This window comes from Burkholderia sp. JPY481 (assembly GCF_038900515.1).
Taxonomy (GTDB): Bacteria; Pseudomonadota; Gammaproteobacteria; order Burkholderiales; family Burkholderiaceae; genus Paraburkholderia; species Paraburkholderia youngii.
Genome location: NZ_JAYMRT010000010.1, coordinates 195,844 through 221,826 on the forward strand (window position 1 = coordinate 195,844; position 25,983 = coordinate 221,826).

Below are 25,983 nucleotides of genomic sequence, written 5' to 3' on the forward strand. Positions count from 1 at the left end.
GTCAGTGCCTGTGATGTAGCCAGCCCATGTGATGGGCGTCGAGCCACTGGGTCATAGTCTCTTGCGGATGCGCGTGCCTGTATCGCCGCGCGAACACGAACGCGATGACCAGCAGGGCCGCCAACGCCACTACCAGGCCCATCATTGACTGAGTCATGGCAGCCTCCTTTCAGGTTGCGACCATGGCTATATGGTAGGCGATGCGCTCGATGTCAGGGCCCTGCCAGCCAGCGCAATTGCGGCCCCGGATAGCCCGCGACCCACGTGCCGTTCGCGCCGAAATCCCAGGTCGGACCGAAGCTCGCCGGCTCGAGCAACTGTTGATCGGTGAGTCCGCTCGAGTCGGCCACCGCCGTGCCCGCGCCGACGCCCGCCGCCGCCCCTGACGATTCGCGGTTCCAGAACACGTTCGCGGCGATGCGGCCGCTGTTCGTGCCCGCGATACCGCCTGTCGTCGCGTTCGCGCCCGGCGTGAGCCTCGACGCGGCATACGACTCGCCGATGGAGCCCGTATTGCTGCCGACAAGCCCTCCGACAGTCGCGCCGCCGCTCAGGAATTCGTCTGCATACGATTGGGCGATCGCGCCATGGTTGGTGCCGACGAGTCCGCCGACTGTGCTTTGCGCACCGGCTGTTGCCCGGCCGATCGCGAAAGACTGACCGATGCGGCCATCGTTAAGTCCGACGAGCCCACCGACCTGATCCGCGCCGGTGATGGCCACGCCCGCCCACGAGCGCTCGATACGTCCAAAGTTCTCGCCAACCAGGCCGCCGGCCACCGTACTCGTGTTGCCCGTCGCATCGATGGTGCCCGTTGCGCCGACGTTTACCATGTGCCCGTAGTTGACGCCGGCCAGCAAGCCGGCCGTTCCTCCCGATGAGGTCGCGGCGCCGTCCGCCAGTGTGAAATTGCGCACGACGCCGCTCTTGCCGATCACGCCGAAGAGTCCGGTATCGGCCGCGGTCGACAGATGCAGGTCCGCGGGCAGATGCCCCATGCCGTCGAACTGCCCGGTGAACGGATTCGCGGCGGTGCCGATGCCGCCGAAGTCCGGCGCACCCGCGAATTCGAGCCCCCTGCTGCCGAGCGCATAGTTGCCGGACAGGTTGTTATTCACCGCGCTCAGATCCGCCATCGAGTTGACGAGCTGATAGGCCGTGAACTGCGTGACGAGCCCACTGAACGGCGCAGGGCGCCACGATGCGTTGGTGTTCACCGTGCCGGGCGTGTAGCTGCCGTTCATGTCGTACAGCCCACTGACGATGCCCATGCTGCGCGACCAGTCGATCGTGCCCAGATTGGTCAGGCTGCCGCCGTTGTCGAAACCATTGGTATCGGCGGACAGCGTGAGCGAACCTTTGCCCGCATTGGCGATGGTCGTCTGCGGTGCGATCGTCAGCGAGTGCGCCGCATCGAGCGTCAGCGAGGAGGCTCCGTGCCAGCGCACGCTGGCGTCGATCGCGATGTCTCCTTCACCGGTCGCACCGAGCTTGCCGTCCCCGCCGTTCGCGATCACGGAGATCGACGCGCCGTTGCTCAGGCTTGCGCCGAGCGTGTGGGCAGTGGGGCCGTCCGCGATGAAGTCTCCAGTGGTGATGTTCCATGCTTTCGCCCGCACATCCGCGCCGCCGACCTTGACGTCTTTGCCTGACATGTCGACCGTGCCGCCGCTGCCGTCGGCATTGCGCGCGCTGATTCGCGCGCCGCGCGCATCGACGTTGCCGGAGTTGACGAGGACCCCGTTGGTGGTCGTGTTGGCGACGAGCCATACGTGGCCGTCGCGGGTCGCAGTGCCGGTGGCGCGCAGCGCGCCCGAACGACCCGCGAGCGCGAAGATGTTGCCGTCGGCCGCCTGCACGTTGACGATCGCCGCCCGCACCTTGCCCGAGTTCGTCACCGTGCCGCCGCTTCCCACGTCCACGAAGACTTGTTGGTAGTTGCCGTCGTATAGATGCACCTGACGGCCCGTGGCGAATTCGGCATTGCCGTTCGGCGCGTCGATCGTCCCTGCGTTCGTGACCTTGTTGGCCGATATCAGGAACACGTCTCCGCCCGACGAACTGATCTTGCCGAGATTGACGACATCCGCCGTGGAACTGCCTGTGTAAGCCGACCCGCCGATCACGGGCGGGTTGAGAAAGACATCGTTGGGGACGTCGAGGGTCGAGGCGACGAAGCGCCCGCCCGTCGACACCACGCCGCCAGGCCCGATGAGCACGCCATGCGGATTGATCAGGTAGACGCTGCCGGTGCCCTTCAGCGTGCCATAGATCGCCGACACATCGTTACCCGTCACGCGATTGAGTGTCGCGCCCGTGCCGTTGTCGATCGATACCGTGCGGCGCGACCCGATTGAAAAACTGTTCCATTCGATGATGCCGCGCGAGCCCGCCTGCGTGATGCTGATGCCGGCATCGTTCTGAGCGATGTTTCCCGAGCCGGCGACGAAATGGCCGCCCTGAGGCAGAGTGCCCGCCGCGCACGCGACGTGCGTCGCGAGAAGTCCGGTCAGCGAAACGACGATGGCGAATGAAATACGCCCGCTTGAATGACGACGTGGCGATGCACGTCGCCGCAGCAGAGGTGGTCTTTGAGTTTTCATGCATCCCCCTTCCAGGCTTGCGCGAAACGGCTGCGCTCCGTATGAAGACTAGCAGTTCGCCTCGTCGCGACTTGCGGCAATCTCAACGATTTGCGCCGTACTGTCGGGCTTTCATACCACTCTCGCCGCAAGATGGCCGCCTGGTTCGAATGTCGTGGCTAGTTTGGTCGATATTTCGGCCCGAAATGCTGTTGCGCGACCGGGACGCGACGCTGGTTATTACCATCGCCTTCCACGTTGATGACAATTTCAATGCAAGTTTGAAATACCGTTATTACGAGGGGTTATTAAACGACGGACCTCCACCCACCGTCGATTTCCGCAAAGGCCCATGCGGCGGGCATTGCGGGGTCGCGGCACCGTCCGCGCCCGGACTCGCGATCGCGCAGTGCGCCCCCCGACAGGCAGCGGCCGCGACCGGACATTTCGGTATACTCCCGCGTTTTCCCGAAACGATTATTCGCGGCCCTCCCGCGCAGCGACCGCCGTTCGACCGGCGCGCCGCCCTCGCGCGACAAGCGCGTCCGCCCCATTCATCATGTCCGATCTCTCCACGCCATTCGGCGCGCCTCGCCGTGCCGTCAACATCAATCCGAAGCCGCTCGCCGTCGCGCTCGCGCTGGTCGTGCTCGGCGCGATCTATCTCGCGCAGACCGTCAGCGTGAAGCAGGCCGCGCTGTACGTCCTCGGCGCGCTGCTCGGCATCACGCTCTATCACGCCGCGTTCGGCTTCACGTCCGCGTGGCGCGTGTTCATCGCCGACGGCCGCGGCGCCGGCCTGCGCGCACAGATGCTGATGCTCGCGGTCGGCGTGCTGCTGTTCTTCCCGGCGCTTTCCGCCGGCACGCTGTTCGGTCATCCGGTGGTGGGCGAAGTGTCGCCCGTCGGCACCTCGGTAGTGGTCGGCGCGTTCATGTTCGGCATCGGCATGCAGCTCGGCGGCGGCTGCGCGTCCGGCACGCTGTACACGGTCGGCGGCGGCAGCACGCGGATGGTGGTCACGCTGATCGCGTTCATCATCGGCTCGGTGATCGGCACTGCGCATATGCCGTTCTGGTCCGCGATGCCGCATCTGCCGCCGATCTCGCTGGTGCAGACGCTCGGCGTGGTCCCGGGGATCGCGCTGAACCTCGTGGTGTTCGCGGCGATCGCCGCGCTGACCGTGCTGATCGAGAAGCGCCGTCACGGCCGCCTCGTCAGCGAAGTGGAGCGCGCACCGAACGCATCGCCGTGGCTGCATGGCCCGTGGCCGCTGCTCGCCGGCGGCGTCGTGCTCGCGATCCTCAACTTCGTGACGCTCGCGCTGTCGGGTCGTCCGTGGGGCATCACGTCGGCGTTCGCGCTGTGGGGCGCCAAGGCGTTTTCCGCATTGGGCGTCGACGTCGCGAGCTGGCCGGTGTGGAGCACCGGTCCGAACGCGGCCGCCCTCGCCGCGCCGATCAGCCACGACATGAAGTCGGTGATGGACATCGGCATCGTGATCGGCGCGATGCTCGCCGCTTCGCTGGCCGGCCGCTATGCGCCGGTGTGGCGTCTGCCGCTGCGCTCGCTGATCGCGGCGATCGTCGGCGGTCTGATTCTCGGCTACGGCGCGCGTCTCGCGTACGGCTGCAACATCGGCGCGTACTTCAGCGGCATCGTGTCGGGCAGCCTGCACGGCTGGCTGTGGCTCGTCGCGGCATTTTTCGGCAACGTGGTCGGCACGAAGCTGCGTCCGCTGTTCGGCCTGCCGGTAGAACGGGTCAAGCAGACGGGCTGCTGATCGGGCGGCTTCGGCCGCATATCGGGCGAGGGCTGCGCTTGCGCCCCGCCCGCGCAGTTCCAAAGTCGTCTGAACCAAGTCGAGTCTTCTACCTGGCGCCCGTCTGAAGCCGTTGCGCGATCTGGTCGGCTATCTGCGCCGCGCTGTTCCTGACCGCCGTCTTTTCATCGCGGCCGGACAGAACCACCTTCGCCGCGATCACGTACGGATTGAGCTTGATCACCGCGCCCGGCATATCCCTGCTCTTCCCCTCTTCAACACTTTCATAAAGCGGCGGCAACTCCGGCGCAGCCAGGTTATCGCAGGAAACCGCGACCTGAAACTGGCTTTGGCCCGCCCCCATGCCCACCATCGCGCGACGCAGCCGGTTGCCCTCATCGACGCTGAGAAAAACGCCGCGCACCTGCCAGCCGTCGTGCGGCAGCGTCTCCCCCGGCGCGACGCGGCGCGCGTCGACTCCGGCCTTCTTCAGATCGTCCGTCAAGGATTGCGCCATCAGCGCAACGATCTCGCGCGCCCGCGCCTGCGGGTCCTGCTGCTGGCGCAGCGGACCCGCAGGCACCAGATTGCCCACGATGCCTCGCGCGCGGTGACCCGGCCCGCTGTCAGGGGCGATATTCGCGGCATCGAGATCGAAATCGGCGACATAGACGACCGCCGGCGCGACAGGCGCCGCAAGCGCTGCCGATGCATCCGCCGCCAGACATCCTTCCGCACTGGCACACACATACGTCGCCAGACAGACCATTCGCAGCCATCGAAACATCATTGCGCACCTCCGCGCTGATCGCCTGGTACTGGCCGCATGGCAACGACGAATTACGGCACTCACATCCAGGCTCTTTACCCATCTTAGGACTTTCGATCGTCTGCATCGCGATCCGAAAATCCTATACTGGGTCGATGCGGTTGGTGGCTACGCGCGTTGTCCGCGTATGCCTTGGCGCGAGTCCGACAAACGGAAAACAAAGCCATGCTGACGATCGACGACATTCGCGCCGTGCCGCTGTTCTCGACCCTCCCCGACAGCGAACTGGAAAACCTCGCGCACGCGGCCGCCGACCTGCATCTGTGCGCGGGCGAGTTCGCGGTTCATGAAGGCGGCGAGCGCGCGTTATACGCGGTGCTGTCGGGCAAGATGGAAGTCATCAAGACGTTCGACGGTATCGAGCGGACCTTGGGCTGGCGTCTGCCCGGCACGATCTTCGGCGAAGTGCCGCTTGCGCTGAGTTCGCCGTTTCCGGGCGCCTATCGAGCCGCCGAGCCTTCGCGCGTGATGCGCGTCGACGCGCCGCAATACTATGCGCTCGCGGCGGCGTCGCCGGAGGTGGCGTTCAAGATGGGCGCGCTCGCGCGCGAACGCATCGGCGGGCTGCAAAGCCTTTCCGCCGAGCCGCCGAAAGCGCGTGTGACGATCGTCGGCAACCGCTGGGACGATGCGTGCACGCTGCTGCGCCAGTTTCTCGCGCGCAATCAGATCAGCGCCGACTGGCTTTCGCCGGATGCGCCCGAACTGGCCGCGCGTTGGCCCGGCACCTGTCCAACGGAAAGCGAGTGCCCCGCGTTGCGCCTCGCCGACGGCACGGTGCTGAGCCGGCCCGCGACCCGCGAACTGGCGGGACTGCTCGGCCTTCAGACGCAGCCGCGTCTGGACGGATACGACACGGCGATCATCGGCGGCGGCCCCGCGGGGCTGGCTGCCGCGGTGTACGGCGCGTCCGAAGGTCTGCGCACGCTGGTGCTGGAGCGCGAGGCGCCGGGCGGACAGGCGGGCACGTCCTCGCGCATCGAGAACTATCTCGGCTTTCCCAATGGCGTTTCCGGCGACGAACTCGCGAGCCGCGCGCTGCAACAGGCACGGCGGCTCGGCGCGGAAATCCTCGTGACGCGCTCGGTCGAGCGCATCGATGTAAAGACGCGGCGGATTCATCTCGATGGCGGCGACGCCGTGCACGCGCGGACCATCATTCTCGCGACGGGCGTCACGTGGCGGCGGCTTGCGATCGACGGCTTCGACCGCTTCATCGGCAAGGGGATCTACTACGGCGCGGCGCGCAGCGAGGCGGGCGCGACCCACGGGCTCGACGTCCATCTGATCGGCGGCGGCAATTCGGCCGGCCAGGCGGCGTTGTTCTTCGCCAATCATGCGCGCAGCGTGACGCTCGTCGTGCGCGGCGATTCGCTCGAAAAGGGCATGTCGCGCTATCTGGTCGAACAGCTTGCGGGCAAATCGAATGTCGCGGTGCGCTTGCGCTCGGAAGTCGTCGGCGCGCATGGCGATACGCATCTGACGGCCATCGACATTCGCGATTCGACGACGGACGCAGTAAGCCGGCACGATTGCGGCGGCCTGTTCGTCTTCATCGGAGCGGATGCGCAGACGGAGTGGCTACCGTCCGAAATCGCGCGCGACGCACGCGGCTATGTTCTGACCGGCGACGACGTCGTCAAGGCCGCACGCTGGCCGCATCATCACCGCGATCCTTATCTGCTCGAATCGAGTGTGCCTGGCGTGTTTGCGTGCGGGGATGTGAGGCTGAGCCCCGTGAAGCGCGTCGCTTCGGCCGTCGGCGAAGGCAGCATGGCGATTGCTTTCGCGCACAGGTACTTGCAGTCGGACGGTGCGTGAGCTCGTTGACGGTCGCTATGTATTCGCAGGCAGCGCGGCGCGTTCCAATACCGTCATCGGGCCGAGCCTTTCGATCACGTCCAGTTGAGCCGCGTCACGCACGAACAGCGAACCCGCAAACCCGAGCGCGTTGATCGACACGCCTTCGACACGCTCTTGTGATCTCGGCACGAGCAGCATCCAGCGCCGTGTGACCAGCAGGTTGTAGGGTGCCGCATGACACCACACGCGATCGATTTCGAGCGCGCCGACACCCGCCGCTTCGAGCAGCGTGCGATAGCGGGACAGCGCCAGCTTCGGCGCATCCGCGCGCGTCAGATCATCCGCGTCGTAGTGCGCGAACGCATGCCAGAACGGCAGCTCCGGCAAGCGGTCCTGCGCACCCAGCAAGGGCTCGATAGGCACCGCCGGACCGGTGTCCCCGAGCGGCAGCGGCACGATCTGCAGATGCTTGTGGGGCTGGCTCGCGCCCGACTCCGTGCCGGCGTTGTAAAAGCCGATGCCATCGAACTCGGCCATGCACGCGAGCAGCGCTTCGAAATCGGCAAGATCGAGCAGCGCTTCCTGCGGTTCGAATGCGCGCGTGACGATCAGCAGGTGATGATCGATCACGTTGAATTTGTTGAGCAACGCGAGATGCGTATCCGAGATATCGGCGACGAACAGATCCGGGTCGGGCGGAAGAAACGGGTTCGCTTCGGGGCGCCTTGCGGTCTGCAGTTTGTGCGCTTGCTCGCGCTGTTGTTCCTTGTGCGTCAGGCTCGACACCTGACGCACGAGAAAACGGATGCCGCCACTGTCGATCATGCACTGTTGGGTGCCGATCGGCCGCAGCGCGCCGCAACCGAGCGCATGGTCGGTCTGTCGCAGAATGGCGGGCCACAACGTGCCCGGAATCAGGCGTCGTTGTCGTTCCATAGCATGTCGGCAGGTATGGCGGTGCGTGTGAAGCAAGTGAAAGCGCAGCCGCTACAGCTTGTAGCCTATCGTGCGCAAAAGATCCTTGCGCCATTGAACGTCTTCCGCGCTTTCGGTGCCGACGGGCGGAAAGCCATCGATCACGCCGACGATCCCGCGCCCCTGATCCGTTTCAGCGATCAGCACTTCGACGGGATTCGCCGTTGCGCAGAAGATGCGGCAGACCTCGGGCACGGCCTTGATCGTGTTCAGCACGTTGACGGGGAAAAAGCCGTCGCCCAGAAACACGAAGAAGCTATGGCCCGCGCCGACGTTGGTCGCGTTCTGGCATGCGATCTCGACGAGGCTGTCGTCGGTGCCGGAGCGCCGCACGAGGCGCTTGCCGGAGGCCTCGCAAAACGCGAGGCCGAACTTGATGCCGGGCACCGTGCCGACCATCGCTTCGTGAATATCCTCGACGGATTTGATGAAGTGGCTTTGCCCGAGGATGAAGTTGGTCGCTTCGGGCTTGACGACCTTGACGGCGGACAATTGCATGGTGGACCTCGCTGCATTGCGGCAATACGCCGATGAAAACACGTCGAACGCCGGCCAACCCGACTGCGGATGGTTCGCGCGTCAGCCTGTCTTCGTCGATCCGGCTTCTAGCCTAGTACGAAATCCGGGCGTCTGGCGAGCGACGTTGCGGGCCTACCCGGAAACGACGTTTGCGTCTAGAACCAAGTGATCGCGGCATCGTGCTACGGAGGGCTCCGTCAGAGCGTTTTGACCCGCTTTATACCCCATCGCGCCGCAACAGCCCGTCCGAGTCAACAAGGTCAAGCGCCGGTTTACGCCCCCGACCGAGTGTGCAAGTATCTTCACCAAGCCGCATCCCGCACACTCTTGCGAGGTCCACGATGGCCTGGAAACTTTGGAAGACCGAGAAGCAGAACGACGAGACGCGAAGCTGGCCGAGCGGGACCCATGAGTCGTTGAAGCAGCTTCTGGACATGTACCTGGTCAGCGACGCGCCACCGTTTGCGAACTGGGCCGCGCCCGGGATCACCTTCACGCCCGAAGTCGAAACGCTCGCCCGAAACGGGGTGCGGGGTTATCAGCTTGCCCTTTGGCTGTGGCTTTTCGCCGAGAAGCACGGCACCATCGCGGCAAAAATGGTGCGCGAATCTTTTTGCCTGCTCGCCGACGCGATGCAACCGTCTGCCGGCGACAGGATCGACACGCTGCTCGACCTCGAAAACCGCCTCGCGCATTCTGTCGAAGACCTTTCCGCCCAACAGCGCAGCTTCCGTCTGGAGGGTATGTCCGTCGAGCTGCCGATGGAGTTTTTCCTCGCTACCGCATTCCTGCGGCTCGCGCCGGATTCTCCGTATGCGGGGACCGAAGGTATCCACCTGCAAGGCAATGACTTCAAGCTGGCCGACTGTTTTCGCCATGCGACCGAAGAGGGGCTGGCGGTATTCCGGCCCATGGTAGACGCGGTCGAGTTCGACGCGAAATCGCTGCCCGACTGGAAATGGAGCGCTCATCCCGGCGCGGCCGAGCGACACCTGCAACGCCGCCACAAGAATCCGCTGTTCGCGCTTCATCGCCAGATGGTGACCGCTCACGAAGTCTATGAGGCACGGCTTGCCGATGCCCGGGCCATCGAGGAGGTCAGGAGCGAGCTCAACGAGATCAGCCGGTCGTTCTCCGGGACGACCGAATTGCCGTTGAACTGGCAGCCCTTCCTCGAACGATACCGGGACCATGTCGACAGGCTCGATGAACGCCGGCTCGTGGTTGGCGGACAGAGCACGTCCGTCGGCAATGCAATTGCGGAGTTGCGCGCGGACATACTTGCAACCTGGCGCGCTTCGATTCACAAGAACCGGCACAGTCTCGCGACCCTGGAGCAGGACGAAGCGAAACGGACCGAGCGGCGCGCGCTGCTGTATGGATGCGACTGGACGGCTCAGCTTTTGAGCCACGGGTCGCTGATTCCGCCAGAAGAGGTGGTGCCCGCGCTGCTGAGCGAGCCCCCCTCCGAGCTGGAAAAGGTGGTGACGGGTCTGCGGGGCGAACCGCGACTGCATGAGACGCTGGCGCAGTGTCGTGCAACTGCGCATCGGCTCGTCAACGAGCTTCGCGCGGCCGGCCATCAGCTTCCCGATATCGACGACAAGCTTCGCATTCTGGATGGTGCGCCCGGGCAGTTGCCGGACTGATCATCTTGCTGGTGTGCGGTGTCTTGTTACCCGTGGATGCCACGCCCGACCGACCAAAGGCCACTTATGAATTCTTCCTCACGCGCCCCGCTCGATGCAGCGACCGAGGCGGCATCCACGCTTTCGGAGTACCTGGAGCTGTCGCTAGACAAAGGACAGAGCCTGATTTTCGTGCTCTCTCACGGCGAAAATAGCGAAGTCTATCTTGGGGACCCCGGCGAGCCAGACGCGGACTGGACAAGCTGCGCGGCCATTCCGAACACGGTCGTCCACGCGCTTCTGGAGACCACCCGGTCAGGGTTCAACCAGTTGGTCATCGAAGGACAGGCCTACCGCTTCGCCCGGACCTTCGCGCAAGTTGCCGGGCATGGCGCTGTCGTCTTCACGCCCGCGTAGACGTCGTAGCCAATCACGTTGCCGCCTTTGAGCATGGATGATCATAGCGATTTCGTCGTGCGCAACATGTCGTCCAGCGAGGTCGATCTCGCGATCGAATGGGCTGCGGCAGAGGGATGGAATCCGGGCCTCGACGACGCGCGATGCTTCTGGAATGCAGACCCCAACGGCTTTTTCGTTGGTATCTGGCGCGGCGAGCCGGTGGCATGCATCTCGGCAGTCGCCTACGACGAGCGTTTCGGTTTCATTGGCCTCTACATCGTCAAGCCGGCATTTCGCGCCAGGGGTTTCGGTCTGCGCACCTGGCAGCACGCGATGCGCTATCTGGGAGATCGTACGATCGGCCTCGATGGTGTCGTTGCCCAGCAGCAGAACTATAGGAAATCCGGCTTCCAGCTCGCGTATCGCAACATCCGCTTTCAGGGCGTCGTGCGAGCCGCGTCGACGCCCAAGCTGACGAACGCGCGGGAGGTACCGTTCGCGCAACTGCTTGCCTACGACAGCGCCTGTTTTTCGACCGCCCGTTCCCGCTTCCTCGCGGACTGGATCGCGCAACCACAGGCGGTGGCCCTGGCAAATGTGCGCAACGCCCAGATCAGAGGGTACGGCGTGCTGCGCCGTTGCAGGAGCGGCTACAAGATCGGGCCGCTCTTTGCCGACGACGCACGGATTGCCAGCGAGCTATTCGACGGCCTGGTCGCGAGCGTCGCGGGCGAAGTCATCGCGCTCGATGTCCCGGAAGTCAACGCGGCTGCCGTCGCGCTCGCGCAACGCTACGGCATGGTGAGCGCGTTCGAAACGGCGCGCATGTACACGCGCGCCGCGCCGGCCATTCCGGTGCAACGCGTGTTCGGGGTGAGTACGTTCGAACTGGGTTGACGGCAATGCAACGGAACGATCATCGAGCGGCCGTCAGCGACGGCTCACGCTGACCGGAAATGGTGAAAAGGCGCACGGTCTCATCCAGCACTTGAGCGGAGTCGATCAGCCGTTGCGCGGTGGCCGTCGCTTGCTCCACCAGCGCGGCATTTTGCTGGGTCGCGCTGTCGAGGTGCGTGATTGCCTGATTCACCTGCATGATGCCTTTGGCCTGCTCGTCGCTTGCGTTTGACACATCGTCGATGATGGTCAGTACGCGTCTGACCGTCTCGTCGATCACTTTCATCTGCGACGCGGTGCGGTCGATCAGTTCCGTTCCTTGCGAGACTTCCGCGACGGTCAGATCCACCACGGACTTGATTTGCCTTGCAGACTCCGCGCAACGTTGCGCCAGCATGCGCACTTCGGTGGCGACGACCGCGAACGATCGGCCGGCGTCGCCGGCACGGGCGGCTTCGACCGCCGCGTTCAGTGCAATGATGTTGGTCTGAAAGGCGATCCCATCGATCACGCCTGTGATATCGGCGATACGCTGCGACGCCGACGTAATGCCGGACATGGTGCGCTCAACGTGACCGACGATCTCGCCGCCAAGCGCCGCGGCATCCTGCGCTTCCCGGGCAAGTCCGAGCGCGGATGCGGCGGCGTCTGCATTGGCCTTCACGCTGGTGGTGAATTGCTCCATGGTCGCAGCCGTTTCCTCGAGCGACGCCGCTTGCGATTCAGTGCGGCGCGCGAGATCCTCATTACCGCTCGACATTTCCCGAGCGGAGTCGACCACACCGCCGATCTGGCCACGCACGTCCAGCACGATCGCGCCGAGGTTCGCCTTCAGTTGGTTCAGCGCGCTCAGTACGTCGCCGAAATCGCCGTTCCTCGAGATCCTCATTTCGGCAGTCAGGTCACCGGCAGCCATACGGGTGGCGAAACTGGAGAGCCCCGCGAGCGGCGCACCCAACTGCTTACTCAGCGCGAACCAGGCGAGGCCGGCCAGCACTGCGGAGACGGCCGTCGCAGTCCAGTACGGCAACGGCGGCAGCCCGCCGTACTGCACCGCGCCGACGAGCGGAAAGACCAGCGGCGCGATCGCGTAGCCGATCCCGATGCGCGCCACGACCGACATGCGTGTCAGTGCCTGAAGCTTGCCGGCTATCCCGGTACGCACGAGCTTCCCGCGGCGCAACTTGTGCGAACGCAACGTGCCTTCGCGCATCCGCGCATAGGTTGACTCGGCAAGCCTCACTTCGTTGCGGGATGGCTTGGTACGAACGCTCAGATAGCCGACGATCTGACCGCTCTCGATCACTGGCGTGACGTTCGCGCATACCCAGTAATGGTCGCCATTCTTGCGGCGGTTTTTCACCAGCGCCGTCCACGGCTGACCCGCGCGGATCGTCTCCCACATGTCGGCGTAGGCCTCGCGCGGCATGTCGGGATGCCGGACGATGTTATGTGGCGCGCCGAGCAACTCTTCTCGCGTGAAGCCTGAGATCGCAATGAACGCGGGGTTGCAGTACTGAATCCTTCCTTTCAGGTCGGTTGCCGAGACAAGCATTTCCGAGGCGGGAAAATCGAATTCGCGTTGTGTTACAGGCTGGTTATTGCGCATGAAAGTCGTTAGCGAGGCACCGCGCTCTGCTGAAGGCGCCGGAATGTCGGTCAATGGACGTTCTAACGGCAATACCCTCAAAATATTGAGGGTTATCTGACTAGCTTAGTCGGGTAATCGAAAGCATCGCCCCACCAAGTGCTATGAACCTGTGGCGGCGACGCCAGGCGACATGAACGTCACTTGCGCGAGCCCCTCTTCTTCCTTTCCGGAGCTTCGACGGTGGGGTCGACCGGCGTGAACGGTGCCTGAAAATGATCGACGAGGAAATCGATGAAGGCTCGCGCTCGCGCTGTCTGATTGCGCTGCCTCGGGTAATAGACGAACAGGTCCGCCGACGGCAGCACGGTATTCGGCAGCACCAGCTTGAGGCGCCCGCTCTGTACGTACTTGGCCAGATCCCATTCGGAGCGAATCAGAATCCCGTGACCGTCGAGCGCCCACCGAAGCGCAATGTCGCCGTCATTGCTCGATAGCACGCCTTTGACCTTGATCGCCTCGATGTGGTCGTTCACGATGTAGCGCCACACGCCATAAGCATCATCGTTCTGCCGGTGGATGATGCAGCGATGCTGATGCAGATCCTCCACGCGCTCGGGCGTTCCAAAACGCTCCAGATACTTTGGCGACGCGCAAAGAAAACGGCGATTGCTCATGATGCGCCTTGCGCTCAGCCGACTGTCCTGCAGCTCGCCGAACCGTATCGCCATGTCGAACGCGCCTTCGACGAGATCGACCGGCCGGTCCGTCACCTCGAACTGCACTTCGACGTTCGGAAAACGTTTGGCGAAGTCGGAGACGAGCGGTGCGATGGTCGTCCTGCCGAAACCTAGCGTCGCGTTGATGCGCAACGGCCCATGCGGATCGCGCCGGGCACCGGAGATGGCCTCCTCCATCTCGCGGACCTGCCCGACGATCTGGGACGCGTAGCGCAGATAGGTCTCTCCCTCGGGCGTCAGGCTGACGCTGCGCGTGGTCCGGTTGACCAGACGCGCGCCGAGCCGCTGCTCGATGATCCCCAGCCGCTTGGTCGCCGCCGGCGGACTGAGATCGAGCGCGCGGGCGGCGCCGGACATGCTCCTGAGTTTCGCAAGGAGAATGAAGAACTCGAAGTCGGATGCGGGTGCAGTACTCACTTTTGGTGAAATATGTAGTGAACGCAAGTGAATTTTAGCAAGCTCTTTCGCGGCTAAGCTACGCACCACATTGCAGCCCGTGCGGCTCAATAACTGTTCAAATCTCTGGAGACAGTGGCGTGAGAATCGTTGAAATCCGCGAAAAGACCGTTCCGATCAGTTCCCCGATCCGGAACGCCTACATCGACTTCAGCAAAATGACCTTGAGTCTCGTCGCGGTCGTCACCGACGTGATCCGCGACGGCAAGCCGGTGATCGGCTACGGCTTCAACTCGAACGGCCGCTATGGCCAGGGCAAGCTGATGCGCGAGCGCTTCATCCCGCGCCTGCTCGAGGCCGACCCGGCCTCGCTCGTCGACGACTCCGGCGACAACCTCGATCCCCACAAGATCTGGGCGACGATGTTCATCAACGAGAAGCCCGGTGGCCACGGTGAGCGCTCCGTCGCGATCGGCACGATCGATATGGCGGTCTGGGACGCGGTGGCGAAAATCGCCGGCAAACCGCTGTTCCAGTTGCTCGCCGAGCGGTACGGCAACGGCGAGGCCAACCGCAAGATCTTCGTCTATGCGGCGGGCGGCTATTACTATCCGGGCCAGGACCACGAAAAGCTCAAGGATGAGATGCGCAGCTACATCGACCGCGGCTACACGGTCGTGAAGAAGAAAATCGGCGGCGCGTCGCTCGACGAAGACCTGCGACGCATCGACTCGATCCTCAGCGTGCTGCAGGACGGACAGAAGCTCGCGGTCGATGCCAACGGCCGCTTCGATCTCGATACCGCGATCAGCTATGCGAAGGCGCTGTCCCAGTACGACCTGTTCTGGTACGAAGAGGCGGGCGACCCGCTCGACTTCGAGTTGCAGGCCACGCTGCGCAACTACTATGACAAGCCGATGGCGACCGGCGAAAACCTGTTCTCGATGCAGGATGCGCGCAACCTGATCCGCTACGGCGGAATGCGCCCCGATCGCGACTGGCTGCAATTCGATTGCGCGCTGAGCTACGGTCTCGTCGAATATCTGCGAACGCTCGACATGCTGCATCAGCATGGCTGGTCGAGAAGCCGTTGCATTCCGCACGGCGGCCACCAGATGTCGCTGAACATCGCGGCGGGCCTCGGACTTGGCGGCAACGAATCGTACCCGGACCTGTTTCAGCCATACGGCGGTTTCCCGGACGGCGTTCGCGTCGAGAACGGATATATCACGATGCCGGAGCTGCCCGGCATCGGCTTCGAAGGCAAATCCGACCTGATCGCCGAGATGCGCAAGCTGGCTGAATAACGCGCGCTCGCAACGGCATCGACCAACATTCCCGCTCGAATGGTTCATAAAAGACGGAACGAAGCCGGCTCAATGCGGCCCTCCCACGCTTTTCGCGTGGCAGGGCCGCATTTTCCCTTTGAAGACGCCACGCACAGGAGACAGAAATGCCAGTATCGAAAGTAAGAAGAGCACGTTCCAAGCTGTACGTTCAGGTCCTCATCGGGATCGTGGCCGGTGTCCTGCTGGGTCACTTCTACCCCGATCTCGCGTCGCAGATGAAGCCGCTGGGCGACCTGTTCATCAAGCTGATCCGGATGCTGCTTGCGCCGATCATCTTCGCGTCGGTCGTGGTCGGGATCGCGCGCATGAACGACCTCCATCAGGCGGGCCGGGTAGGCGTGAAAGCCCTTCTCTATTTCGAACTGGCATCGACGGTCGCGCTGATTGCGGGGATGGTGGTCGTCAATGTCGTCAGACCCGGCAGCGGCATGAACATCGATCCGTCGCAAATCGATGCCGCCGCGATTTCGACCTATACGCACGCGGCGCAGCAACACGGCATGCTCGACTTCTTCATGAGCATCGTTCCGAATAGCATCGTCGGGGCATTCGCCAAGGGCGAGATGCTTCCGGTCATTTTCTTTTCAGTGCTGCTCGCTATCTCGCTGGCGAAGCTGGGAGCCCGTACCGCGCCATTCGTCGACATGCTCGACATGTTCCTTCAAGGCATGTTCGGCGTGGTGCGGATCGTCATGTACGTGGCGCCGATCGGCGCATTCGGCGGCATGGCCTTCACGATCGGCAAATACGGCATCGGCACGTTGGCATCGTTCGGCGAGCTGATGCTTTGTCTCTACCTGACCTCGTTCTTCTTCGTGTTCGTCGTACTTGGCCTTGTCATGAAGATGTGCGGGCTCTCGCTATGGAAGTTTCTCCGCTACATCAGGGACGAGATTCTGATTACGCTCGGCACGGCGTCGACAGAAGCGGTGTTGCCGCAAATGCTGATCAAGATGGAGGCGATGGGCTGCCCTCGCCCCGTCGTCGGCATGGTCCTGCCCACCGGCTACACGTTCAATGCCGACGGAACGGCGATTTATCTGACGATGGCGGCGCTGTTCATCGCCCAGGCGATGAACGTCCACCTCAGTATCTGGGACCAGTTGCTCGTGCTCGGCGTGCTGCTGCTCACATCGAAAGGCTCAGCGGGCGTGGCCGGGGCGGGATTCGTCGCACTGGCCGCGACGCTGGCCTCGATGCACAAGATTCCCGTCGAAGGCCTCGTGCTGCTGCTCGGCGTGGACCGCTTTCTGAACGAGGCGCGTGCGGTCACGAACCTGATCGGCAATGGCGTTGCCACTGTCGTCGTCGCTCGTTGGGAAAGGCAACTCGATTGGAAGCTGGCGCGCGCGGTGCTGAATCGCGACAACACGGCTCACGTCCAAACATCGGGTCCTGCCGCGCAACCCGCGGTCAGTTCGGCATCGCCGACCGAAGCGGAGGCGCTCCTCGATGGCTCACCGAACCATCAATAGAACTGAACTTTTCGGAATGGGTGCCGTTAACCCAGCGGTATCTCACTCTTCCGAATTCAGCATGAAACTGACCATCAAGTTCCGTCTTCTCGCCACCCTCACCTTGCTCGGGTTCCTGCTGACGGTGACTGGCGTACTGGGTATCGCCGGCATGCGTGGTTCGAACCATGCCGTTGCGCAGGCGTACACCAACGACGTGGCCGCCGCAACCGCGCTCGGCAAGTCCAACCTGAACCTGACCGTAGTGCGCACCACGCTCGATCGCGTGCTGCTGCACCCGGAGGCGGCGGATCGAGCCGCTCTCATCGATAAGGCGCGCAACTACCTTGCGGTCTCCGACAAGGCCTGGAAAGAGTACCGCGCACTGCCCGTTTCCGACGCGGAGGCGGCCTTGTCGAAGGCCGTCGCCGACGCCCGCGAAGCGATGCTGCGTGGCGCACTCGAGCCGATGATCGACGCAATGAGCCGCGGCGATCACGATGATGCCGACCATATCGCGATGGTCGTTATGCCGCCGTTTGCGGCGGCTCTAACGCAGAAATCCGCGGAGCTGGACAAGTTTCGCAACGCGCAAGGCAATAACCGCTACATGACAGCGCAGGACCGCTACGACACCCTCGTGACCATTACCGCGATTGCGATCGCCGTCGGTCTTCTGACCTGTGTCACCTGCGGCTTCACGCTGCTGCGCGCAATCGCGCGCCCGATCGACATGACGGTGCGCCATGTCGAGCGACTCGCTCAGGGTGACATGTCGCAGCAATTGCGCTTCGACAGTAATGACGAAATGGGTCGCCTCATCCGAAGCGTTGGGCAGATGCAGAAGGACATCGGCACGATGATCGAACAGATCGCGCGCGGCAGCGAGTCGATCGCGTCCGCGACCCAGCAAATTTCGGCCGGCAACGCGGACCTGTCGGCGCGCACCGAGGCGCAGGCGGCGTCCATCGAGGAAACGGCGGCGAGCATGGAACAACTGACCAATGCCGTCACGGAGAACGCGGCGCACGCGCGTGAGGCGCGCGAGTTGGCCGACGCGACGAAGGCGACGGCCGGCGCGGGCGCGGACGTCGTCCGTCAGGTCATCGACGCGATGAGCGACATTCACGACGGCGCGAAGAGAATGGGCGAGATCATTGGCGTGATCGAAGGCATCGCCTTTCAGACCAACATCCTCGCGTTGAATGCGGCTGTCGAGGCCGCTCGCGCCGGGGAGGAAGGACGCGGCTTTGCGGTCGTCGCCGGCGAGGTACGCAATCTCGCCCAGCGTTCGGCGACCGCGGCGAAGGAAATCAAGGAGCTGATCGACGCGTCGACCGCGCGCGTCGCCGACGGCTCGCGCCTCGTCGGCCGGGCCGGTGAGACGATGGGCGAAGTACAGACGGCCGTCGGTCGCGTCACGTCGATCATGAGCGACATCGCGACGGCTTCGGCCGAACAGAGCGATGGCATCGAGGAAGTCAATCGCGCGATTACGCAGATGGATCAGATGTCGCAGCAAAATGCCGCGCTCGTCGAGCAGGCAGCCGCCGCGGCCGCGTCGCTAACCGAGCAGACTGGCCTGCTGACGCAGGCGGCTGGCCGCTTCCGCTTTGCCTCCATGGCCTGATGCCACGCTATAGGCTCGCGTGCCGCTCCGCGCTTCAGGTCCGCGAGACGCCGGAGGCCGTGGTGTCGGCGTCATTGGCAGGCACCGCCTCGAGAAAGCCGCGCCCCATCTCCGCCTCGAAGCGCGCAGCGCTGCCCTCCCAGATGATGCGCGCATGTTCGAGAACGTAGACGCGATCGGCATGCGGCAGCGCAAACCTGACGTTCTGCTCGCCCAGCAACACGGTGATAGGCGTGGATTTCTGCAGCGAATCCAGCGCTTTCGACAATTGCTCGAGAATCACGGGCGCGAGGCCGAGAGTCGGCTCGTCGAGAATCAGCAGCTTCGGCTGGGTCATTAATGCGCGCGCGATCGCGAGCATTTGCTGCTCGCCGCCGGACAGCGTACGCGCGGTTTGTCCCTGGCGCGACTTCAGGATCGGAAACAGATCGAACAGCCACGACAGCTGTTTCGCGCGCGCCGTGTCGGCGAGATGATATCCTCCGAGTTCGAGATTCTCGCGTACCGTCATGTCGCCGAATAGCTCGCGCGTTTCCGGGCATTGCACGAGGCCGGCGCGCGAGATCGCCGCACCGCTGATTCCGCGCAGATCGCGCCCGTCGAAGCGAATCGTCCCCTTGTACGGCACGAGGCCGGAGAGCGCGTTGAACAGCGTCGTCTTGCCCGCGCCGTTGAGCCCAACGACCGAGACGAACTCGCCCTCGCGCACTTGCAGACTGACGTCGTCGAGTGCGCAAGCCTTGTCGTAGAGCACGCGCACACCGTTCACCTCGAGGATCGTGGGCTTCGCATTGCCCGCGGCGCCGGTGCGCTGGCGCAACTCCAGCTTGCCGCCCAGATAGACGCGGCGCACCGTCTCGTTCTGCATCACCTGTTCGGCGGTGCCTTCGGCGACACGCTCGCCGAGGTACATCGCGAGCACGCGGTCGGCGAGCGCGGACAGACTTTTGACGTTGTGATCGACCAGCAGCACCGCGCGCCCTTCGGCGCGAAAGCCGCAAATCAGCTCGGAAAACGCGTGCGATTCCGCCACCGTCAGTCCCGCGAACGGCTCGTCCACCAGCACGACCTGCGGGTCGCGCGCAATCGCCTTGGCCATCTCCATGCGGCGCAGATCCGCAAACGGCAGCGTCGCGGGATGCCGATGCATGACGCCGGCAAGGCCCACCCGCTCGGCGATTTCCTGCGCGCGCTGGTGCACGTGGGGTTCGGCAGCGAGTTTGACGAGCGAATCAGGCAGCAGCGCGAGCTTGATGTGTTCCAGCACCGTTTGCCGATGCAGCGGCCGCGAATGCTGAAACACGATGCCCACGCCCGCGCGCGCGATCCGGTGCGGCGCCCAGCCGGCCATCTCCACGCCGTTCACTTTGACCGACCCCGCATTGGGCCGCTCGATGCCCATGATCAGCTTCATGACCGTGGACTTGCCCGAGCCGTTCGGTCCAATCAGACCGAGGATCTCGCCGGGCCGGATGTCGAACCCGATATCCTTGACGGCGACGAGACCGCCGAAGCGCTTGGTCAGTCCGCGTACGGAGAGCAGCGGCGTGTCGTTCATTGGCGCTCCCTCGCGCGTAGCAGATTGCCGAGCAGACCGTCTGGAAAGAACAGCAGCGCAGCGAGCGCGACCGCCGCGACGACGAACGTGTTGAGCTGGCCGAGCGGTCGCAGGAACTCGCCGGCGACGATCAGGAAGATCGAGCCGAGCACCGCGCCGAGTATCGTGCGGCGTCCGCCCAGCACGGCCGCGATGATGATCTGCACGCCCACGCTGAGATCCACCACCGTGCTCACGGAAGCCGTGCCCTGGTAGAACACCAGCATCGCGCCTGCCACGCCCGAGAAAACGGCGCTGATGCAGAAGGCCACGAGCTTGTGCCGCGTGACATTGAAACCCAGCGCCTGCGCGCCGGTTGCGTCCTGGCCGCTGGCCTGCAGGATCAGACCGACTGCCGAACGCGACAGGCCGAACAGCAGGATCGCGCAAACGATCAGGAACGCGAGCGCGATCCAGTAGCTATGGTTCGCATCGACCGACATCACGTCCGGCACCATCATGCCGATCTCGCCGCCCGTTATGCCCGCGAAGATCACGATGGCGTTCTGCAGCAGCAGCACGGCCACGAGCGTAACCAGCCCGAAGTAAGGACCGCGCAGCCGAAGCGCGGGCACCGCCAGCAGCAAGCCGCCCACCAGCGCGACGCCGCCGCCCGAAAGCACGCAAACGGGTATGGGCAGGCCCCATCTGGCGTTGAGGATCGCAGCCGAATAGGCGCCGAGTCCGATCAGGAACGTCGGCCCGAAGTTGACCTCGCCGGCAAAGCCGAACAACAGGTCCCACGACATCGCGAACACGCCGAAGTAGAACGCCACCGTGAGCACGCCGAGGACGTAGCCGGAAAGCCACCACGGCAACGTCGCGGCGATCACGGCGAGCGCAACGGCGATCCATGCGCCACGCGAACGGAGAAGAACGGACATAGGGGTACGCTCCATTCGCACTGTTAGCGGCGTCCCAGGAAGCCCTGGGGCCGCACGTACACGACCAGCACCAGCAGCAGCAACGCGGGCAGCGGGCGCAGCGTCGGCGCGATCAGATAGGCCGTGACGGTCTCCAGATAACCCACCACGTACGCGGCCATCAACGAGCCCGATACACTGCCGAGCCCGCCCAGCACGACGATCGAGAACGCGCTGGCCGTCAGCTGCCCCGCATTGTTCGTGCTCACGCCAAGGAACGAAGCGAGCAGCACGCCCGCTATGCCGGCCAGCACGCCGTAGATGCTCCACGCGAGAAGATAGATCCGGGAGAGTTCGAAACCGAGCAGCGTGAGACCGCGCGGATTCATCGAAGCCGCGAGCAGCGCCTTGCCTGCACGCGTGCGGTTCACGAACAGCCACAGCATGCCGATCACGGCCCAGCAGACCACCGCGATCATGATTTCGTTGTACGGCACGCGCACGCGGCCCACCATCGCCACGCCGCTGATCAGCGGGCGCATCGTCACCGGGTTGTCGGTGAAGAGCCACGCCATGCCCTGCTGGATCATGATGCCCCACAGCAACGTGCCGGTGAGCACGAAGATTTCCTTCTCTTCGCCGGGAATCGCAGCGGAGCGTTGAATGGGCCGCACCACCATCAGGTAGGTGACGAAGGCCGTCACAAGACCCGCGATCACGCCGAGCAGCGTGCCGAGATAGGTGCCAAGCCCCGCCTCGCCCGCGAGCATCCAGCCCATCAGCGCCGCGACCAGCATCACGCCGCCGTGCGCGAGATTCAGGATGCCGGAGACGCCGAAGATCAACGTGAAACCGATCGCGCCCAGCGCATAGAGGGAGCTGATTGCAAAGCCGTCGACGAGAATCTGCAGTAGCAACATGCCCGGCCTTTCATGTTGGTTAGGTTGTCGATTCGTGCGCTGTCCGGGCCTTCGCTATGCGCAGGTCCGGACAGTCGCGATCATCGCGCGGCTAGTTCGCGCTTGCCTGCTGCACCTTGATGAAGGTCGGGAATTTCACCGCGCCGTTGGCGATCGACTTGGGCCAGATCGCGACCTGCTTGCCGTTCTGCCATTGCAGGTTGATGCCCGTGATATAGCCGGGCCCGTACTTCAGCGTGTGCGTGAACTGATCGCTCTTGCCATAGAACTGCCAGCGACCGATCGTGCCCACGTAGTCGGTTTTTTCGAGCGCGTCGACCATCTGGTCCGGATCGGTCGAGCCCTTGTTGCGCTTGATCGCGTCCGCGATGATGTAGACGAGGTCGTAGCTCGTGAAGCCGCAATACGCCGGAGAAACGCCGAACTTCTTCTGGTACTCATCCGTGAAGGGCACCGTTTTCGGCGTGATCGCCACGCCCGGCGCGGCGGCCGAGGCCGTGATCACGCCTTCAGTCGCGCCGTTCGTGTCCTTCCAGAAGCTCGTGGTCGTGGCCTGCGAGCTTTGCCCCGACATCGGGATCGGCACTTGCTGGTCGTGCCATTGCACGGTCGGCTGCACGCCCACGTGGCTGATGCCGGTGGTGATCGTATCGGGGTGCTTCGCCTCGATCTGATTGAAGATCGGCGTGAAGTCGGAGGTATCGGGATTGAAGCGGATGTGATCGAGCACCTGAAGTCCCGCTTTGGGCAGGCATTCGAGGTAGCGTTCGTCGAGCGGCTTGGTCCACGCCGCATCTTCGCTCATGACGACGGTCGTTTTCATCTTGAACTGGCCGACCAGAACGTCGTGCGAGAAGTCGCAGATAGACTGCGCGATGAATGCGGACGTCATCCAGCCGTGGAACGTGTACTTGTAGTGGTCGTAGTCGTCGTGAACGTGCTTCGAGATGTCGTTGCTAGCCGCGCCGGGAGTGATGAAGGGCACCTTCAGGCGCCCCGACCACGGTTCCATCGCGAGCGCCACTTCGCTGATGTAGCTGCCGATCACAGCGACCACCTTATCCTGGGTCGCCGCGCGCTGGAAGGCGCGCACGCCGTCGGAGGCCGATGAATGGTCGTCGTATGCGACGATCTGGATGGGCCGGCCATCGACGCCGCCGCTCGCGTTGATCTGGTCCGCGGCGAGCTGCGCCGCCTTGCTGATCGAAGCGCCCGCCACCGAGGATTCTTCGCTGATCACGCCGATCTTGATCGGCTCGGCCGCCGCATGAGCGCCTGCCGCCAGACCTAGCCCCGCCGCTACCATCCCCGTCGCGACGACGCAATGAAGGTTTCGCCACACATTGTTACTGGACATCATGCATCTCCGATTCGAATGGATCGTTGAGCAACAATTGCCCGCCACATTGCAGCAACTTAAGAATGCGCACACAACAATATTCACCCGTTTTGCCGCGCTCAATCGGTACAAACGATGACCGGGTCCCTACGGACTTCATGGTGCAGAGCGGAAAAATCTTGCCGCTCGCACCGCCGGATGCCGTTTTTTCTTAGTGGGATCGATGGCTATGGGCTGCAAGATTCGCGGTATTCTTTCTCCCTCATTCGTCATCCGAAGCATTGTGTTCGCCTCGTTTTGGTGGGTTCGTGCGCTTCAATGACCAACGTGCCGTCGCCTCGCAACGCTCTCGAACGTACCCGGCTTAAAGCGCCTTAGAAGGACAGCCGATTTGCCAACATCTGACCTATATTTGATCGCAGCAACGGTCCGCGAGTCACATCTCTCTCGCTTCCCGCCCCGGCCACACCGAACTGGGCGCATCTGACTGACCCCGCACCAACTCCGCCGAAGCAATCGCGTCAGCGCCCCACTCCCGCAGTTTTACGGCGACTTTTCGTCCGGCCCAGATTCGTCCCGATCACGCGACCTGGCTTCCCTGCTTTCAAGGAGGACTCTTATGGCGACAGCGATAAACCGAATCCATGCAAGTGAGATCCGTCCGTATGGAATAACGAAACGGAGTATTGAATATGAACTCAATCTTCAAAGCGGTGATTGTGGGAGTTTCGTTTTCGATCTGTGCCGACGCAACGTTGGCGCAAAAGGTCGAAACCCCTCCTCATCAGGGCAATACGACGTATGTAACCTACTACCTTAACCATCTATTGGCGAACATCGACATGGGCGACGAGGGCTCCGATTCGGTGATCGAGGGCTTTGGTATCACGCGTAACACGAGCGGGCAGAAAACCTTCGACGGCATGTCGGTGCACTGCGTCTTCTACTACGGGGTACGTGGCGGCAAGGAGACAGCACAAGGCGCCTGCACCGAGATGGATGCCGATGGCGACAAGGTATTCACCACGTTCGTGGCGGGCGCCCACACGTTGATCGGGGGCACCGGAAAGTACCAGGGCATCACCGGTAGCGCGACGTTTTCTGCCAGTCCGCTGCGCCCGCCCGCACCCGGCACGTTTGCGGTCGAGATCGATCACAAGGTGAGCTGGAAGCTCAAGTAGCTGCATGACGCAGCGCATCAACCCGCGCCATGGTCGGTTGGAAGGCGGCCGCGGCGCGGGACCGGAACACTCTGCAAGCGTGCCTCCGTGCGGGTCCGAACATTACGCGGCAACCCTGCTTGCTGACATATGTACGTCATGATAGGTTGCTGCAATTCCCGCTGCCGCATCTGGCATCTCTTTTCGCAACGCTACGCGCGCGATAAAAAAAGCGGGATGGGTTGATCTGGACTCATCGTACGCATACGCCTTTCCCCGAGAGGAATTCAAGAGCCATGGCTTCAATGATCCAGCGAACGACCCTGTTCGCCTGTCTTCGCGCGGCTTCTGTCGCGGCTTCCCTGTCGATCGCCGCACTTGGCGCGCACGCCGCCGATCTCGTGATCGCAGGACGGGACGACATCTACGGCCGCGGACTCGCGCAGGCGGTGGACGGCTACAAGAAGCAGCACCCAGGCGTCGATATCGAGTTGCTGAAGCTGCCGAATAACGACCTGTATCAGAAACTGAAGCTGTCGTTACGCGAAAACACGCGCGCTTATGACCTGGTGATGATGGACGACACCTGGTCCCCCGAATTCATCGCCAACGGATGGCTTCAGCCGCTGCCCGCCACGCTCGCGGATGCCGACATGGTGACCTCGACGATCTCCCTCGGACGCGCGTCGACCGGAACCTTGTATGCGATGCCGATCGTCGGCAATGTCGAGATGTTCGCCTATCGCAAGGATCTGCTCGCGAGTCGCGGCCTGCAGCCGCCGCGCAGCTGGGACGACGTGCTGAAGATCGCACAGACCATCGGGACCGCCGACAAGGACGTTTCGGCTGTCGTGTTTCGCGGCGTGAAGGGCAACCCCGTCGTCACCGGTTTCCTGCCGATCCTTTGGGCCTATGGCGGAGAAGTCGTCGACACGAACGGCAAGGTCACGATCGATTCACCCGAAGCGCTGGCCGCGCTGAAGATGCTGCTCGCGCTGAAGAAGTGGGCCCCGAAAGATGTCGACGTGTATGGCGCCGGTGAAGTGCGCGACGCATTGCAAGGCGGCACGGCCGCGCAAGCGATCGAAGTGTGGCCCGCCTGGCTGCCAGCGCTCGACGATCCGGCGAAGTCGCGCGTCGTCGGCCAGGTCGCGCTGCAACCGCCGCCCGGCCAGGTCAAGGGACCGGCGCCGATGCTAGGCATCTGGCAAATGGGCATTGCGAAAGACGCCGCGCATGCGAAGGTGGCGGCGGATTTTCTCGCCTACCTGACTTCGTCGGCGACGCAAACACAACTGGCTTTACTCGGCATTCCGCCGACGCGCAAGAGCGTCTTCGTCAATCCGACACTCGTCAAGCAATATCGCTGGTATCCGGACCAACTGAAGGCGCTCGAAGCGGGCCGTGCGCGGCCTCGCGTGAAAGATTGGCAGCAGATCGAGGCGATTCTCGGCGACGCGTTGCAACTTGCGCTGACGGGGCAGGCCACGCCCGACGCAGCGTTGCATCAGGCTGCACAGAAGATCGCCCAGGCCAACGCCGCAGTGCAGTGA

General features: G+C 63.6%; 21 protein-coding genes. 10 read left to right on the forward strand and 11 right to left on the reverse strand.

Features of this window, described 5'->3' with window-relative positions; all coding sequences use genetic code 11:
• Window position 1: 1 nt before the first annotated feature.
• Window positions 2-157 carry a hypothetical protein gene (locus VSR82_RS23715; protein ID WP_368581306.1) on the reverse strand — a complete coding sequence of 52 codons (156 nt, stop codon included), beginning with the start codon at window positions 155-157 and terminating at the stop codon, window positions 2-4.
• A 55-nt stretch (window positions 158-212) separates the two neighbouring features.
• Entirely contained in the window at window positions 213-2,603 is a 2,391-nt protein-coding gene (locus VSR82_RS23720) for a two-partner secretion domain-containing protein (RefSeq protein ID WP_498858111.1), read from the reverse strand.
• Window positions 2,604-3,141: 538 nt separating this feature from the next.
• Here VSR82_RS23720 and VSR82_RS23725 point away from each other — a divergent pair.
• Window positions 3,142-4,365, forward strand: a complete 1,224-nt coding sequence (locus VSR82_RS23725; RefSeq protein ID WP_368581304.1) for a YeeE/YedE family protein — start codon at window positions 3,142-3,144, stop codon at window positions 4,363-4,365.
• A gap of 88 nt (window positions 4,366-4,453) precedes the next feature.
• Here the strand turns inward: VSR82_RS23725 and VSR82_RS23730 are convergent, their stop codons facing one another.
• Window positions 4,454-5,134 carry a DUF4410 domain-containing protein gene (locus VSR82_RS23730; RefSeq protein ID WP_498858112.1) on the reverse strand — a complete coding sequence of 227 codons (681 nt, stop codon included), beginning with the start codon at window positions 5,132-5,134 and terminating at the stop codon, window positions 4,454-4,456.
• A gap of 204 nt (window positions 5,135-5,338) precedes the next feature.
• Between VSR82_RS23730 and VSR82_RS23735 the strand changes: the two genes are divergently transcribed.
• Window positions 5,339-6,994: an FAD-dependent oxidoreductase gene (locus tag VSR82_RS23735; RefSeq protein ID WP_429463156.1), complete on the forward strand. Its 1,656-nt coding sequence runs from the start codon at window positions 5,339-5,341 to the stop codon at window positions 6,992-6,994.
• A 15-nt stretch (window positions 6,995-7,009) separates the two neighbouring features.
• Here VSR82_RS23735 and VSR82_RS23740 read toward each other — a convergent pair whose 3' ends face one another.
• A complete protein-coding gene (locus VSR82_RS23740) occupies window positions 7,010-7,912 on the reverse strand; it encodes an ATP adenylyltransferase family protein (protein ID WP_429463154.1) in 903 nt (300 codons plus the stop codon).
• Window positions 7,913-7,963: 51 nt separating this feature from the next.
• Window positions 7,964-8,449 carry an adenosine-specific kinase gene (locus VSR82_RS23745; protein WP_176111261.1) on the reverse strand — a complete coding sequence of 162 codons (486 nt, stop codon included), beginning with the start codon at window positions 8,447-8,449 and terminating at the stop codon, window positions 7,964-7,966.
• 362 nt (window positions 8,450-8,811) lie between these two features.
• On the opposite strand from VSR82_RS23745, the gene VSR82_RS23750 reads away from it, so the two are divergent.
• The 3 genes from VSR82_RS23750 (at window position 8,812) to VSR82_RS23760 (ending at window position 11,394) form a co-directional block, all read left to right on the forward strand.
• Window positions 8,812-10,119 (forward strand): tryptophan leader peptide, encoded by a 1,308-nt coding sequence (locus tag VSR82_RS23750; protein ID WP_498858113.1) that lies wholly within the window; start codon window positions 8,812-8,814, stop codon window positions 10,117-10,119.
• A 66-nt stretch (window positions 10,120-10,185) separates the two neighbouring features.
• Entirely contained in the window at window positions 10,186-10,515 is a 330-nt protein-coding gene (locus tag VSR82_RS23755) for a hypothetical protein (protein ID WP_429463150.1), read from the forward strand.
• 33 nt (window positions 10,516-10,548) lie between these two features.
• The gene (locus VSR82_RS23760) at window positions 10,549-11,394 is read left to right on the forward strand and encodes a GNAT family N-acetyltransferase (RefSeq protein WP_429463148.1); all 846 of its coding nucleotides are present in this window, start codon (window positions 10,549-10,551) and stop codon (window positions 11,392-11,394) included.
• Window positions 11,395-11,413: 19 nt separating this feature from the next.
• On the opposite strand, the gene VSR82_RS23765 is transcribed toward VSR82_RS23760, so the two are convergent.
• Entirely contained in the window at window positions 11,414-13,003 is a 1,590-nt protein-coding gene (locus VSR82_RS23765; protein WP_368581296.1) for a methyl-accepting chemotaxis protein, read from the reverse strand.
• Window positions 13,004-13,182: 179 nt separating this feature from the next.
• Window positions 13,183-14,079 (reverse strand): LysR family transcriptional regulator, encoded by an 897-nt coding sequence (locus tag VSR82_RS23770; protein ID WP_429463146.1) that lies wholly within the window; start codon window positions 14,077-14,079, stop codon window positions 13,183-13,185.
• Window positions 14,080-14,258: 179 nt separating this feature from the next.
• Between VSR82_RS23770 and VSR82_RS23775 the strand changes: the two genes are divergently transcribed.
• From VSR82_RS23775 to VSR82_RS23785, 3 genes are all read left to right on the forward strand, one after another.
• Window positions 14,259-15,425, forward strand: coding sequence for a mandelate racemase/muconate lactonizing enzyme family protein (locus tag VSR82_RS23775; RefSeq protein ID WP_176378267.1), 1,167 nt, complete (start codon window positions 14,259-14,261; stop codon window positions 15,423-15,425).
• A gap of 146 nt (window positions 15,426-15,571) precedes the next feature.
• The gene (gene dctA, locus VSR82_RS23780) at window positions 15,572-16,942 is read left to right on the forward strand and encodes a C4-dicarboxylate transporter DctA (RefSeq protein ID WP_429463144.1); all 1,371 of its coding nucleotides are present in this window, start codon (window positions 15,572-15,574) and stop codon (window positions 16,940-16,942) included.
• Between the two features lie 61 nt (window positions 16,943-17,003).
• Window positions 17,004-18,551 (forward strand): methyl-accepting chemotaxis protein, encoded by a 1,548-nt coding sequence (locus tag VSR82_RS23785; RefSeq protein WP_368581294.1) that lies wholly within the window; start codon window positions 17,004-17,006, stop codon window positions 18,549-18,551.
• A 34-nt stretch (window positions 18,552-18,585) separates the two neighbouring features.
• Here VSR82_RS23785 and VSR82_RS23790 read toward each other — a convergent pair whose 3' ends face one another.
• From VSR82_RS23790 to VSR82_RS23805, 4 genes are all read right to left on the reverse strand, one after another.
• Window positions 18,586-20,109 carry an ATP-binding cassette domain-containing protein gene (locus tag VSR82_RS23790; RefSeq protein ID WP_429463141.1) on the reverse strand — a complete coding sequence of 508 codons (1,524 nt, stop codon included), beginning with the start codon at window positions 20,107-20,109 and terminating at the stop codon, window positions 18,586-18,588.
• Window positions 20,106-21,032 carry a branched-chain amino acid ABC transporter permease gene (locus VSR82_RS23795; protein WP_498858114.1) on the reverse strand — a complete coding sequence of 309 codons (927 nt, stop codon included), beginning with the start codon at window positions 21,030-21,032 and terminating at the stop codon, window positions 20,106-20,108. Before VSR82_RS23795 ends, VSR82_RS23790 begins: the two co-directional genes overlap by 4 nt.
• Window positions 21,033-21,055: 23 nt before the next feature.
• Window positions 21,056-21,931: a branched-chain amino acid ABC transporter permease gene (locus VSR82_RS23800; protein ID WP_410851261.1), complete on the reverse strand. Its 876-nt coding sequence runs from the start codon at window positions 21,929-21,931 to the stop codon at window positions 21,056-21,058.
• 91 nt (window positions 21,932-22,022) lie between these two features.
• Window positions 22,023-23,288, reverse strand: coding sequence for an ABC transporter substrate-binding protein (locus tag VSR82_RS23805; protein ID WP_498858115.1), 1,266 nt, complete (start codon window positions 23,286-23,288; stop codon window positions 22,023-22,025).
• A 674-nt stretch (window positions 23,289-23,962) separates the two neighbouring features.
• Between VSR82_RS23805 and VSR82_RS23810 the strand changes: the two genes are divergently transcribed.
• Together VSR82_RS23810 and VSR82_RS23815 are read left to right on the forward strand one after the other, a co-directional pair.
• Window positions 23,963-24,451 (forward strand): hypothetical protein, encoded by a 489-nt coding sequence (locus VSR82_RS23810; RefSeq protein WP_429463139.1) that lies wholly within the window; start codon window positions 23,963-23,965, stop codon window positions 24,449-24,451.
• A 275-nt stretch (window positions 24,452-24,726) separates the two neighbouring features.
• Complete coding sequence (locus VSR82_RS23815; protein ID WP_429463138.1) at window positions 24,727-25,983, forward strand: ABC transporter substrate-binding protein; 1,257 nt, start codon at window positions 24,727-24,729, stop codon at window positions 25,981-25,983.

Excerpts from the sequence above, each read along its gene's own strand:
- VSR82_RS23715 (WP_368581306.1), bottom strand. The coding sequence starts at position 157 with ATGACTCAGTCAATGATGGGCCTGGTAGTGGCGTTGGCGGCCCTGCTG.
- VSR82_RS23720 (WP_498858111.1), bottom strand. The coding sequence starts at position 2,603 with ATGAAAACTCAAAGACCACCTCTGCTGCGGCGACGTGCATCGCCACGT.
- VSR82_RS23725 (WP_368581304.1), top strand. The coding sequence starts at position 3,142 with ATGTCCGATCTCTCCACGCCATTCGGCGCGCCTCGCCGTGCCGTCAAC.
- VSR82_RS23730 (WP_498858112.1), bottom strand. The coding sequence starts at position 5,134 with ATGATGTTTCGATGGCTGCGAATGGTCTGTCTGGCGACGTATGTGTGT.
- VSR82_RS23735 (WP_429463156.1), top strand. The coding sequence starts at position 5,339 with ATGCTGACGATCGACGACATTCGCGCCGTGCCGCTGTTCTCGACCCTC.
- VSR82_RS23740 (WP_429463154.1), bottom strand. The coding sequence starts at position 7,912 with ATGGAACGACAACGACGCCTGATTCCGGGCACGTTGTGGCCCGCCATT.
- VSR82_RS23745 (WP_176111261.1), bottom strand. The coding sequence starts at position 8,449 with ATGCAATTGTCCGCCGTCAAGGTCGTCAAGCCCGAAGCGACCAACTTC.
- VSR82_RS23750 (WP_498858113.1), top strand. The coding sequence starts at position 8,812 with ATGGCCTGGAAACTTTGGAAGACCGAGAAGCAGAACGACGAGACGCGA.
- VSR82_RS23755 (WP_429463150.1), top strand. The coding sequence starts at position 10,186 with ATGAATTCTTCCTCACGCGCCCCGCTCGATGCAGCGACCGAGGCGGCA.
- VSR82_RS23760 (WP_429463148.1), top strand. The coding sequence starts at position 10,549 with ATGGATGATCATAGCGATTTCGTCGTGCGCAACATGTCGTCCAGCGAG.
- VSR82_RS23765 (WP_368581296.1), bottom strand. The coding sequence starts at position 13,003 with ATGCGCAATAACCAGCCTGTAACACAACGCGAATTCGATTTTCCCGCC.
- VSR82_RS23770 (WP_429463146.1), bottom strand. The coding sequence starts at position 14,079 with ATGTCCGGCGCCGCCCGCGCGCTCGATCTCAGTCCGCCGGCGGCGACC.
- dctA (WP_429463144.1), top strand. The coding sequence starts at position 15,572 with ATGCCAGTATCGAAAGTAAGAAGAGCACGTTCCAAGCTGTACGTTCAG.
- VSR82_RS23785 (WP_368581294.1), top strand. The coding sequence starts at position 17,004 with ATGAAACTGACCATCAAGTTCCGTCTTCTCGCCACCCTCACCTTGCTC.
- VSR82_RS23790 (WP_429463141.1), bottom strand. The coding sequence starts at position 20,109 with ATGAACGACACGCCGCTGCTCTCCGTACGCGGACTGACCAAGCGCTTC.
- VSR82_RS23795 (WP_498858114.1), bottom strand. The coding sequence starts at position 21,032 with ATGTCCGTTCTTCTCCGTTCGCGTGGCGCATGGATCGCCGTTGCGCTC.
- VSR82_RS23800 (WP_410851261.1), bottom strand. The coding sequence starts at position 21,931 with ATGTTGCTACTGCAGATTCTCGTCGACGGCTTTGCAATCAGCTCCCTC.
- VSR82_RS23805 (WP_498858115.1), bottom strand. The coding sequence starts at position 23,288 with ATGTCCAGTAACAATGTGTGGCGAAACCTTCATTGCGTCGTCGCGACG.
- VSR82_RS23810 (WP_429463139.1), top strand. The coding sequence starts at position 23,963 with ATGAACTCAATCTTCAAAGCGGTGATTGTGGGAGTTTCGTTTTCGATC.
- VSR82_RS23815 (WP_429463138.1), top strand. The coding sequence starts at position 24,727 with ATGGCTTCAATGATCCAGCGAACGACCCTGTTCGCCTGTCTTCGCGCG.